This is a genomic window from Micromonospora violae (assembly GCF_004217135.1).
Taxonomy (GTDB): Bacteria; Actinomycetota; Actinomycetes; order Mycobacteriales; family Micromonosporaceae; genus Micromonospora; species Micromonospora violae.
The window spans coordinates 3,640,507-3,652,641 of sequence record NZ_SHKK01000001.1; the positions used below are offsets into that span (position 1 = coordinate 3,640,507).

The window sequence follows — 12,135 nt, forward strand, 5'->3', positions numbered from 1 at the left end:
ACCCGAGCGGAACGCTGGGCGTGGCCGACCGGGGAAGGCCGTCACTTCACGCCGGCGGCGTCCATGCCGCGCAGCTCCTTCTTCAGGTCGGAGACCTCGTCGCGGATCCGGGCCGCCAACTCGAACTGCAGCTCGCGGGCGGCGGCCAACATCTGGTCGTTGAGCTCCTGGATGAGCTGGGCGAGGTCGGCGCGGGCCATCCCCTCCCGCGAGGTGGTGGCGGCGGACCGGCTCCGGCTGCGGGTCTCCTTGACCGGCGCCTTACCGCGGGAGAGCTGACGCACCGCCCCCCCGACCCGGGAGTTCTCCGTGTCCTCCGCTTCGCGGTAGATGTCGTCCAAGATGTCGTGGATCTTCTTGCGCAGCGGCTCCGGGCTGATGCCGTGCGCCTCGTTGTGCGCGATCTGCTTGGCCCGACGCCGGTCGGTCTCGTCGATCGCCGCCGCCATCGACGGGGTGATCTTGTCGGCGTACATGTGCACCTGACCGGAGACGTTACGGGCGGCCCGCCCGATGGTCTGGATCAGCGACCGGCCGCTGCGCAGGAAGCCCTCCTTGTCGGCGTCGAGGATCGCCACCAGCGACACCTCGGGCAGGTCCAGACCTTCGCGGAGCAGGTTGATGCCGACGAGCACGTCGTAGTCGCCCTTGCGCAGCTCACGCAGCAGCTCCACCCGGCGCAACGTGTCGACCTCCGAGTGCAGGTAGCGCACCCGGATGCCGTTCTCCAGCAGGTAGTCGGACAGGTCCTCGGCCATCTTCTTGGTCAGCGTGGTGACCAGCACCCGCTCATCCCGGTCGGTCCGCAGCTTGATCTCGTGCATCAGGTCGTCGATCTGGCCCTTGGTCGGCTTGATCACGACCTCCGGGTCGACCAGACCGGTGGGTCGGATCACCTGCTCGACGAACTCGCCCTGAGCCTGCTCCATCTCCCAGGTGCCGGGCGTCGCGGAGAGGAAGACCATCTGGCCGACCCGCTCCAGGAACTCGTCGAAGCGCAACGGCCGGTTGTCGGCCGCGCTGGGCAGCCGGAAGCCGTGGTCGATGAGCATCCGCTTGCGCGACGCGTCGCCCTCGTACATGCCGCCGATCTGCGGAATGGTCACGTGCGACTCGTCGACCACGGTGAGGAAGTCGTCGGGGAAGTAGTCGAGCAGGCAGTGCGGCGGGCTGCCGGGCAACCGCCCGTCCATGTGCATCGAGTAGTTCTCGATGCCGGAGCAGAAGCCCACCTGCCGCATCATCTCGATGTCGTACGTGGTGCGCATCCGCAGCCGCTGCGCCTCCAGCAGCTTGCCCTGCCGCTCCAGCTCGGCGAGCCGCTCGGCCAACTCCACCTCGATGTCGCGGATCGCCCGTTCCATCCGCTCCGGACCCGCCGCGTAGTGCGTGGCCGGGAAGATCACCAGCTGGTCGACCTCGCGGACCACGTCACCGGTCAACGGGTTGAGGTAGTAGAGCTTCTCCACCTCGTCGCCGAAGAGCTCGATGCGGACCGCCAACTCCTCGTACGCCGGGATGATCTCCAGGGTGTCGCCGCGGACCCGGAAGGTGCCGCGCTGGAAGGCCATGTCGTTGCGGCTGTACTGGATATCGACCAGCCGGCGCAGCAGCTGGTCCCGGTCGAGCTCCTGGCCGACCTGCACCTTCACCGCCCGGTCGAGGTATTCCTCCGGGGTGCCGAGACCGTAGATCGCCGAGACGGTCGCCACCACGATCACGTCGCGGCGGGTGAGCAGCGACATCGTCGCCGAATGCCGCAGCCGCTCCACCTCCTCGTTGATCGAGGAATCCTTCTCGATGTAGGTGTCGGTCTGCGGGATGTAGGCCTCAGGCTGGTAGTAGTCGTAGTACGACACGAAGTATTCGACGGCGTTGTGCGGCAGCAGCTCGCTGAACTCCTTGGCCAACTGCGCACAGAGCGTCTTGTTCGGGGCGAGCACCAGGGTGGGGCGTTGCAGCCGCTCGATCAGCCACGCCGTGGTGGCGCTCTTGCCGGTGCCGGTCGCGCCGAGCAGCACGCTGTTGCGGTCGCCGCGCCGAACCCGACGCTCAAGGTCGTCGATCGCGGTCGGTTGGTCGCCAGCCGGCTGGAACTCACTGACGACCTGGAAACGGCTGTCGAGCCGGGGAATGTCGAGCGCCATGCCATCAACGGTACGCCGCAGGTCCGACAGGAACGGCGGTCACGGCGGGTACGTGATCGGCTTCAATATTCCCATTGTGTGGCCCATGTCACCGGGACTACCCTCTTCATGTAGGCCGCTCGCGGCGGCCGACCGGGCCGGTGGCCAGGCCGTCATCACGGCCGGTCGCCCCCGGCACTGCGGTCGCAGCACCCGGCGCGTCCGGCGTGCGCACCCGTGTGGTCGCGCGTGAGGCGCAGACCGGCCGCCGCGAGCGCCCCTGCTCGTCACCCCGGTGCCTCCTCGCCCGTTTCCTCTCGGTGGACACCTCTGCGACCCCGGCGCCCGACACCGCCCGCACCGGCCCGGCCGGCGGCGCCTCGACGGCCAGCCGGCCCACCGGCGCCCGCGAGGCCACCCACGGCGACGACGTCCCGGACACCACCGACACCACCGGCCCGGCCCCGGCCGGCCGCCGTCGGCGTACGGTGCTGCTGTTGCTCGCTCTGACGGCGGTGACGTCCGCGACGGCGCTGGTGCTCGGGTTGTTGAGCTGGGCGCCCGAACCGCCCGAGCCGGCCCGGCCGCTGACCGTGGCAGAGGGCGAGCGGCTGGCCGCCGTACGGGTCACCAACCTGCGCGATCTCCGCGCCGGCGTCCGCGTCACGGCCGGCACCGGCGCGGCCCGCATCGAGCTGGTCGGGTGGGTGGACTGGTCCCGGTCGCTGCTCTACCTCGACGTGGGCGGACCGGGCGCGGGCGCGGAACGCGGGCTGCTGCAGAAGAGCGGTCGGGTGCTGGTGATCCGGCCCGACCCGGCGGCGGTGCCCACTCCCGCCGCACCACCGCTGGTGCCCCCGGCGGACCGCTGGCGGCTGCACCGACTGGCACCCGGGGCACACCTGGCACCGGTACTCGACCTGCTCCTCGATCTCGCCGCCGACCGCCCCGATGCGACCCGCACGGCACCGTCGGACGGCGCGCGGTGGCTCGCCCGGGAGGCCGCGCCGGTCGGCCCACTGGACGTCATAGCGGCACCCCTGCCTACCCGCGCGCCGGCCGCCACCACGGCGTCCGGCGCCCCCAGCGCCGCGACGCCCGCCCCGGACGGGCAGACCCGGTACTGGCTCGACCAGGACGCCCGGCTGCACAAGCTGGTGACCCAGCTACCCGGCACCGGCCCGGTCACGATGATCTTCAACCGGGCGGACCGGCCAACCCTACGACCGGTCGACGCGCTCGGCGGCCGGCCCGGCCTGCCCCGGGCGCTGACCGACGCCGAGCAGCGCCGGTTGGACCGGTTGCCGGCCCGGCTCCGCGCCCAGGGTGGCGCCACGGTGACGCTGACCGCGCCGACGGGCACCGACACGAACCTGCGCGGCGCGGGCTGGGTGAGCTGGACCGCGCGTACCGCGTACCTCGCGGTCGCCGACCTCGGCGTACCTGATCGTCGGGTCCTGCTGCGACGCGACGCCGCCGGCCTGGCCCGGACAGAGCTGCCGGCGGTCGCTGTCGGCGGGAGCACCGCGGAGGCCCCGGCCCGGCCGCCGCTGCCGGCCCCGTCCGGGGGCTGGAGGGTCTCCCGACCCGGCCAGGACGACCTGAGCGTGCTGGTCGACGCCGCGGTAACCGCCGGGTCGGTCGGGCACCGTGGCGCGGCCGTGCGGGTACGCGACGACGTCGCCGCCGGACGGACCGTGGACGTCATCGAGTCGGGTCCGGCCCGAGCGCGGCTGCGCTACTGGATCGACCGGGACGGATTCCTGCGCCGGCTCGAGTTGCGTACCGACGCCGGCGCCTGGGCACACCTGGATCTTCAACCCGCCGTCGTACCCCGACTGGCTGCCAACCCCCGGCCCGCCGCCCCTCGGCCGCCGGCTCCTCGGCCCGGTACCCGCTGACCTCAGGGCTGCCAGTCGGTCTGCGCGGCCCACTGCTCGGCCCGCAGGTACTCCTCGTCGAACCACGGGTTCCGGGCCGTGCCGGACTCGCCGGCCTCCGGTGCCGCGTCGACCAGGTCGCGCTTGAGCAGCAGGTACGCCGCCCGCTGATCCGGGTCGGCACGCAGGTAGTCGCGCACCAGCAGCGCGTAGCGCCAACCCGGCGAGTCCGCCACCCGCACGTGCAGCCGAACCGGGCGGCCCGGGTCCGCGCTGCCGTGCAGCCGCTTCTCCCACCGCCCGCTGCCGGCCGGGCGCGGGTCATCCCACCACTGCCCCGGTACCCGGGGAAAACCGGCGTTCGCCAGCCGATCGGCCAACGGCCCGTCAGCGTCGGCGAGGCTGGAGACCGCCACCTGCACGTCGATGACGTTCTGCGCGGCCAGGCCGGGCACCGCCGTCGAACCGATGTGATCGACCCGTAGGGCGGCCGAGCCGAGCGCGTGCTGGATCCGGGCGGCCAGCCGCGCGTACTGCTGCGGCCAGCTCGGGTCGGCCCCGGCCACCTCGACCGGGCGGGGCGGGACCACCCGCCGCTGGCGCAGGTTGTCCTCGTAGGGCACCAGCCGCTGTTTCCAGAGCGCGTCGACGGCGTCGTGCAGCGTGGCGAGGGTCCCGTCGTTGGTCAGCACCACGTCCGCGGCCGCCCGGCGGCGGGCGTCGTCGGCCTGGGCGGCGATCCTCCGCTCGGCCTCCGCGCGACTCATCCCCCGGTCGCGCGCCAGCCGCTCCAGCCGGGTCGGCACGGCCGTCTGCACCACGACCACCAGGTGGTACGTCGGCGCGAGGCCCACCTCGACCAGCAGCGGCACGTCGTTGACGACGATCGCGTCGGGCGCCGCCGCGGCGGCCAGCTCCGCGGTGCGGGCCCGGACCCGGGGGTGGGTGATCGCCTCCAACCGACGTCGGGCCGTCTCGTCGGCGAACACCACCGCACCCAACGCGGCACGGTCCAGTGCGCCGTCGGCGTCCAGCACCGCGTCGGAGAAGGCGGCGACGACCTCGGCCAGCCCGTCCGTGCCCTGCGCGACCACCTCCCGGGCCACCCGGTCGGCGTCGATGAGCACCGCGCCCCGCTCGACGAGACGCGCGGCCACCGCGCTCTTGCCCGACCCGATCCCGCCGGTCAACCCCACCCTCAGCACCCGGACAGTCAACCGGATCCACAAGCCCGTCGCCAAACCCGGCTCGGGCCTGCGGCTCAGCCCCGGTGTGCGGCGGGTACGGCGAGGGCCCCGCCCCCAACGATCCGGAGATCGCGGGGACGGGGCCCGTCGTCGTTCAGCGGGTCACTTACCGCCGGCGAGCTTCTCCCGCAGTGCGGCGAGCGCCTCGTCGGTGGCCAGGGTGCCGGCCGGCTCCTCGGCCTGCCGGCTCGGGGCCGGGCTGGACGAGGAGGTGGTGCCACCGCCACCGGTGCCGCCAGCGGCCGGAACGGCCGGAGTCGGGTTGGCGGCAGCCTCGGCGTCGGCGGCCCGAGAGGTCTGCACCTGCTTGGTGTGGGCCTCCCAGCGCTGACGAGCCTCGGCGTACTGGTTCTCCCAGGTCTCGCGCTGCTTGTCGTACCCCTCGAGCCACTCGCCCGTCTCCGGGTCGAAGCCCTCGGGGTAGATGTAGTTGCCCTCGGTGTCGTACGTCGCGGCCATGCCGTAGAGGGTCGGGTCGAAGTGCTCCTCGCCCTCGACGAAGCCCTCGTTGGCCTGCTTGAGCGACAGCGAGATCCGGCGGCGCTCCAGGTCGATGTCGATGACCTTGACCATGACCTCGGAACCAACCTGGACGACCTGCTCCGGGATCTCCACGTGGCGCTCGGCCAGCTCGGAGATGTGGACCAGACCCTCGATGCCGTCGTCCACCCGGACGAACGCACCGAACGGCACCAGCTTGGTGACCTTACCCGGAACGATCTGCTGGATCGCGTGGGTGCGGGCGAACTGCCGCCACGGGTCCTCCTGGGTCGCCTTCAGCGACAGCGAGACCCGCTCGCGGTCCAGGTCGACGTCCAGGACCTCGACCTCGACCTCCTGGCCCACCTCGACGACCTCGGACGGGTGGTCGATGTGCTTCCAGGACAGCTCGGAGACGTGCACCAGACCGTCGACGCCGCCCAGGTCCACGAAGGCGCCGAAGTTGACGATCGAGGACACGACGCCCTTGCGGACCTGGCCCTTCTGCAGCTTGTTGAGGAACTCGGTGCGCACCTCGGACTGCGTCTGCTCCAGCCAGGCCCGGCGGGACAGGACCACGTTGTTGCGGTTCTTGTCCAGCTCGATGATCTTGGCCTCGAGCTCCCGCCCGACGTACGGCTGCAGGTCGCGCACACGACGCATCTCGACCAGGGACGCGGGCAGGAAGCCGCGCAGCCCGATGTCGAGGATGAGGCCGCCCTTGACCACCTCGATGACCGAACCGCGGACGACGCCGTCCTCGTCCTTGATCTTCTCGATCGTGCCCCAGGCCCGCTCGTACTGTGCCCGCTTCTTGGAGAGGATCAGACGACCCTCCTTGTCCTCCTTCTGGAGGACAAGGGCCTCGATGTGGTCGCCAACCGTCACAACCTCGGCGGGGTCCACGTCGTGCTTGATCGACAACTCCCGAGAGGGGATGACACCCTCGGTCTTGTAGCCGATGTCGAGCAGGACCTCGTCCCGATCGACCTTGACGACGGTGCCTTCGACAATGTCGCCGTCGTTGAAGTACTTGATGGTCTCGTCGATCGCGGCGAGGAAAGCCTCCTCGGAACCGAGATCGTCGTGGGTGACCCGGGTGGCGCTCGAGGGGGCCTCGATGCTGCTCGTCATGTGGGCGGTTGCTCCGGTCGGTGGGTTGTCACAGCAGGCTGGTGTGTCGCGGTGACCTGTTCGCGCCAGCGGATCCGTCGCCGGGCACACCGAACGATCGCCTAGTGAGATCATGATGTGACTCCGTCGACCGCGCACCTGCTCCCTGCCGAGGCAACACGATCCGCGAGCGCATCGTCTAGCCTACCGTGCGCATTACCACAGCGTGCAAGCCCTCCCGGGTTCTCTCCGTGCGATGACCTGCGAAAGCCGAACAATCGCCCGGAAACCACCCCTGCTGTCTCCTGCGTCACAGCAGCCCCAGCCGTCCCGCCGGCCGGTCACGCAGATCGTGGACGCGTCGCCGTACCCAATGAGGCGGGTGGGGCCTAGCGTGAGCGCGTGGATGACGACAGCCGGGTGACCCGGCGCCGGGTGGGTGACGCCGAGGCCCGGCGCGCCAACCGCGGCTGGTGGGACACCGACGCCGACGACTACCAGGCCGAACACGGCGCGTTCCTCGGCGACGTGGACTTCGTGTGGTGTCCCGAGGGCCTGCGTGAGGCCGACGCCCGACTGCTCGGCGACGTGTCGGGGCAACGGGTGCTGGAGGTGGGCGCCGGCGCCGCGGCCGCCGCCCGCTGGCTCGCCACCCAGGGTGCCCGGCCGGTCGCCTTCGACCTGTCCGCCGGCATGTTGCGGCACGCGGCCGAGGCCGCCGACCGCACCGGGGTACGCGTACCGCTGGTGCAGGCCGACGCGCTCGCCCTACCCTTCGCCGACCGGTCGTTCGACGTCGCCTGCACCGCGTTCGGCGCGATCCCGTTCGTGGACGACTCGGCGGCGCTGCTCGCCGAAGTGCACCGGGTGCTGCGCCCGGGCGGCCGGTGGGTGTTCTCGGTGACCCACCCGATGCGGTGGATCTTCCTCGACGACCCGGGCGAGGGCGGCCTGACCGCGGTGCACTCGTACTTCGACCGCTCCCCCTACGTGGAGCAGGACGAGACCGGCGTGGCCACCTACGTCGAGCAGCACCGCACCCTCGGCGACCGGATCCGCGAGCTGGTCGGCGCCGGGTTCCGGCTGCTGGACCTGGTGGAGCCGGAGTGGCCGGAGGGGCACGAGGGGATCTGGGGGCAGTGGAGCCCACTGCGCGGACGACTCTTCCCCGGCACCGCCATCTTCGTCACCGAGAAGCCCGCCGGGTGAGCGCGTCGCACCCGTGGTCCGACCTGGTAGCCATCGATCGCCGGTAGGCTCGACTCCATGAGCGCCGAGCCCATCCCGACACCACCTGGCCCCTGGTGTCCGGATCCGATGCGGCAGCAGCGTGCCGACTACACGCTGGAGGACCTGCTCACCCTGCCGGACGACGCCCCCCGCGTCGAACTCGTCGACGGAGTTATCCAGGTGACACCCTCCCCCACCCTGGGCCATCAAGACATCTCACTGCTGCTGGCGCACTGGCTGCTGCAACACGTACCGGCCGACCTCCGGGTCGTGCAGGCCGTCGGAGTCGGGCTGAGTCCCAATACGAGCCGGCAGCCGGACGTGCTCCTACGGCGGGCCGGAGTGGCTCCCTCCCAGTCCGTCCTCCGGCCTGCGGACGTGGTGCTCGCCGTGGAGATCGTCTCGCCGGGCACGCGACGGATCGACCGGTTCGCGAAACCCGGTGAGTACGCCGCGGCCGGCATCCCGTTCTACTGGCGGATCGAGCAGGACCCGGTGCACGTCTACGCGTACCGGATCGGCGACCGGGTGGGGCCGGGCGGCGAGCGGCAGTACGAGCTGGTCGCCGACGGTGCCGACGTGATCGAGCTGGCCGAGCCGTTCGACATCAAGCTGCCGGTCGCGGAGATCACCCCGTAGTCGTTTCGCCCCGGCCGGCTCGGGTAGCCGAGCGCCATGAGCAGAAGCGACGATGGCCGCGACACCTACCGGGAGTTCACCGAGGCGGTGAACATGAAACCCGGTGAGCTGTCCACCTGGCTGGAGACCGACGAGTCGAAGCAGGTCGGCTGGCACAAGGGCGGTCGTACGGGTGGTGGCGAGTCCGTCGGGCACGAATCCGGTCGGAAGATCATCAACCTGCTCCGCCGCAAACGCGGTGACCTGTCCGAGGGCGACTACCAGCACATGCGCAAGGTCGTCGGCTACGTACGCCGGCACATGGCGCAGCGCCCCTCCGGCAACGTCCGCGACACCAAGTGGCGCTGGTCCCTCATGAACTGGGGCCACGACCCCCTCAAGTAACCACCACCGAGCCAAACCAGATCACGCCCGCACGCCGTCGGCCGCAACCAGCATGACCGGATCCAACCCTCACTGCGACGGCCGCGACCTGCATGACCAGATCACACCCCCACGGCGACGGCCGCGACCAGATCGACCGGGTCAGGGTTTCCGGGGCAGCCCGACCCGCGCAGGGATCAAGCCTGACCGCCCGAAGCGGGTCGGGCTGCCCCGGAAACCCCCCACCGAAACCAACCAGAAATCAGTGATCAGCGCTGTTCCAGTCCCGGCCCAGACCGACCGACACCTCCAGCGGCACCGACAGCGGGTACGCCCCGCCCATCTCCCGCCGGACCAGCGCCTCCACCGCCTCCCGCTCACCCGGGGCGACCTCGAAGACCAACTCGTCGTGCACCTGCAACAGCATCCGTGAGCGCAGACCGGCCTCGCCGAGCGCGGTGTCGACGTGCAGCATGGCCACCTTGATGATGTCGGCGGCGGAACCCTGGATGGGGGCGTTGAGCGCCATCCGCTCGGCGATGTCACGGCGCTGCCGGTTGTCGCTGACCAGGTCGGGGAGGTAACGCCGGCGACCCAGGATGGTCGAGGTGTAGCCGTCCTGACGGGCCCTTGCGACCACCTGCTGGAGGTAGTCGCGCACCCCGCCGAAGCCGGCGAAGTAGTTCTCCATCAGCCCGCGCGCCTCTTCGGTACTGATGCTGAGCTGCTGGGACAGGCCGAAGGCGCTGAGCCCGTACGCCAGACCGTAGTTCATTGCCTTGATCTTGCGGCGCTGGTCGGGGGTGACCTCGTCGAGTGGCACCCCGAAGACCGACGAGGCGGTGGCGGCGTGGAAGTCCGCGCCGGAGTTGAACGCGTCGATCAGCGCGTCGTCCGAGCTGAGGTGCGCCATGATGCGCATCTCGATCTGGCTGTAGTCGGCGGTGAGCAGGCACTCGTAGCCCTCCCCCACCACGAAGGCCCGCCGGATGCGACGGCCCTCCTCGGTGCGGATCGGGATGTTCTGCAGGTTCGGCTCGGTGGAGGAGAGCCGACCGGTGGCCGCCACCGTCTGGTTGAAGGTGGTGTGGATCCGACCGTCGTCGGAGACCGACTTGAGCAGCCCGTCGACTGTCGACTTGAGCTTGGCCACGTCCCGGTGGCGCAGCAGGTGGGCCAACACCGCATGCGGCTGCTGCGCGTAGAGCCACTGCAGGGCGTCGGCGTCGGTGGTGTAACCCGTCTTGATCTTCTTGGTCTTCGGCAGACCCAGCTCGGTGAAGAGGATCTCCTGCAACTGCTTGGGTGAGCCGAGGTTGAACTCCCGACCCACCGCCTCGTACGCCCCCTGCGCGGCGGCCTTCACCTCGGCGGCGAAGTGGGCCTCCAGCTCGGACAGGTAGTCGGTGTCGGCGGCGATGCCGGTGCTCTCCATGGTGGCCAGCACCCGCATCAACGGCAGCTCCACGCCGGCCATCAGCCGGGCGGACTGCTCGCCGTCGCGGGACAGCTCGGCGTCGATCGCGTCGGCCAGGTCGAGCGTGGCCCGGGCCTGCAGCATCAGGTTCTGCTCGGCCACCCCTTCGTCGCCGAGCCCGTCGAGGGTGAGCTGGCCGGACTCCGGGACGTCGACCCGCAGCTCCCGGTGCAGGTAGCGCAGCGCCAGGTCGGTCAGGTCGTAGGACCGCTGGTCGGGGCGGGCCAGGTACGCGGCGATCTGGGTGTCGCGGACGATTCCGGTCAGCTGCCAGCCGTGCGCCGCGCAGGCCAGCACGGCCGGCTTGCTGTCGTGCAGCACCTTGGGGCGCTGCGCGTCGGCCAACCAGCCGGCCAGGGCGCCCTCGTCGGTCGGGTCGAGCCGCGCCGGGTCGACCCAGGCCGCCGCGCCACCGGCGGTGGCCAGCGCGAGACCGGTGATCGAGGCGGTGTGCCGGCGGTTGGGGCCGGTGTCGAGTTTGACCGCCAGCCCGACCGGGGTGCCGGTCGGGACGTGCGCGCTCAGCCATCCGGCCAACGCGCCGGGCTCGGTGAGCACCTCGCCAGCGAGGTCGAAACCGGACTCGGCCTCCGGCTCGACCGCCTCCAGGTACTGGTAGAGCCGGTCGCGCAGGATGCGGAACTCCAGGGTGTCGAAGACCTGGTGCACCGCCTCCCGGTCCCAGCCCGTCCAGCGGGTGTCCTCCGGGCGCAGCGGCAGCTCCAGGTCGGCGATCAGGCGGTTGATCTCGTAGTTGCGGATCACGTCGGCGAGCCGCTCGCGCAGGCTGTCGCCGGCCTTGCCCTTGATCTCGTCGGCTCGGGCGATCACGCCCTCCACCCCGCCGTACGTGGTGATCCACTTGGCGGCGGTCTTCGGGCCGACGCCCGGGATGCCGGGCAGGTTGTCGCTGGTCTCGCCGACCAGCGCGGCGAGGTCGCGGTACTGCTGGGGCGCGACGCCGTACTTCGCCTCGATCGCGGCCGGGTCCATCCGGGCCAGGTCGGAGACGCCCTTGCGCGGGTAGAGGACGGTGATCTGGTCGTCGACCAGCTGGAACGCGTCGCGGTCACCGCTGCTGATCAGCACCGACATGCCCTGGTCGCGGGCCTGGCAGGCGAGCGTGGCGATCACGTCGTCGGCCTCGAAGCCCTCTTTCTCGACCACCGGGATCTGCAGCGCGGCCAGGACCTCCTTGACCAGGCTGACCTGACCCTTGAAGTCGGTCGGGGTCTCGCTGCGGCCGGCCTTGTACTCCGCGTACTTGTCGGTGCGGAAGGACCGGCGGGAGACGTCGAAGGCCACCACGATGTGGGTGGGCTGCTCGTCGCGCAGCACGTTGATCAGCATCGAGGTGAAGCCGTACACCGCGTTGGTCGGCTGCCCCGTCGTGGTGGAGAAGTTCTCCACCGGCAGGGCGAAGAACGCCCGGTATGCCATGGAGTGTCCGTCGACGAGAAGAAGGCGCGGTGTCGTAGCTGTCACGGCAGCGACTCTAGTCCGTCGCACCGACATCCCCGGCCCTCGGCACGGGGTGCCGCGCGGTCGAGACGACCGCCGCCCCGAACGCCGGCGGCCGG

General features: G+C 71.1%; 7 protein-coding genes and 1 pseudogene. 4 read left to right on the forward strand and 4 right to left on the reverse strand.

All coding sequences use genetic code 11. The features are described from left to right. Nucleotides 1–41: 41 nt before the first annotated feature. Nucleotides 42–2,147 (reverse strand): excinuclease ABC subunit UvrB, encoded by a 2,106-nt coding sequence (gene uvrB, locus EV382_RS15990; RefSeq protein ID WP_130402789.1) that lies wholly within the window; start codon nucleotides 2,145–2,147, stop codon nucleotides 42–44. A gap of 299 nt (nucleotides 2,148–2,446) precedes the next feature. Between uvrB and EV382_RS15995 the strand changes: the two genes are divergently transcribed. Next, entirely contained in the window at nucleotides 2,447–4,027 is a 1,581-nt protein-coding gene (locus tag EV382_RS15995; RefSeq protein WP_244236715.1) for a hypothetical protein, read from the forward strand. Nucleotides 4,028–4,029: 2 nt separating this feature from the next. On the opposite strand, the gene coaE is transcribed toward EV382_RS15995, so the two are convergent. Both coaE and rpsA read right to left on the reverse strand, forming a co-directional pair. Then, complete coding sequence (gene coaE, locus EV382_RS16000) at nucleotides 4,030–5,211, reverse strand: dephospho-CoA kinase (RefSeq protein ID WP_130402791.1); 1,182 nt, start codon at nucleotides 5,209–5,211, stop codon at nucleotides 4,030–4,032. A 144-nt stretch (nucleotides 5,212–5,355) separates the two neighbouring features. Further along, on the reverse strand, nucleotides 5,356–6,867 hold the full coding sequence (gene rpsA / locus EV382_RS16005) for a 30S ribosomal protein S1 (RefSeq protein ID WP_130402793.1): 1,512 nt from the start codon (nucleotides 6,865–6,867) through the stop codon (nucleotides 5,356–5,358). A 381-nt stretch (nucleotides 6,868–7,248) separates the two neighbouring features. Between rpsA and EV382_RS16010 the strand changes: the two genes are divergently transcribed. The 3 genes and pseudogenes from EV382_RS16010 to EV382_RS16020 all read left to right on the forward strand — a co-directional run. Then, complete coding sequence (locus tag EV382_RS16010; protein ID WP_130402795.1) at nucleotides 7,249–8,055, forward strand: class I SAM-dependent methyltransferase; 807 nt, start codon at nucleotides 7,249–7,251, stop codon at nucleotides 8,053–8,055. Nucleotides 8,056–8,112: 57 nt separating this feature from the next. After that, on the forward strand, nucleotides 8,113–8,715 hold the full coding sequence (locus EV382_RS16015) for a Uma2 family endonuclease (RefSeq protein ID WP_244236716.1): 603 nt from the start codon (nucleotides 8,113–8,115) through the stop codon (nucleotides 8,713–8,715). Between the two features lie 36 nt (nucleotides 8,716–8,751). Beyond that, nucleotides 8,752–9,096, forward strand: a pseudogene (locus tag EV382_RS16020) (DUF3140 domain-containing protein); the annotation flags it as partial. A gap of 244 nt (nucleotides 9,097–9,340) precedes the next feature. Here the strand turns inward: EV382_RS16020 and polA are convergent. After that, nucleotides 9,341–12,040 (reverse strand): DNA polymerase I, encoded by a 2,700-nt coding sequence (gene polA, locus EV382_RS16025; protein WP_130402799.1) that lies wholly within the window; start codon nucleotides 12,038–12,040, stop codon nucleotides 9,341–9,343. Nucleotides 12,041–12,135 lie beyond the last annotated feature (95 nt).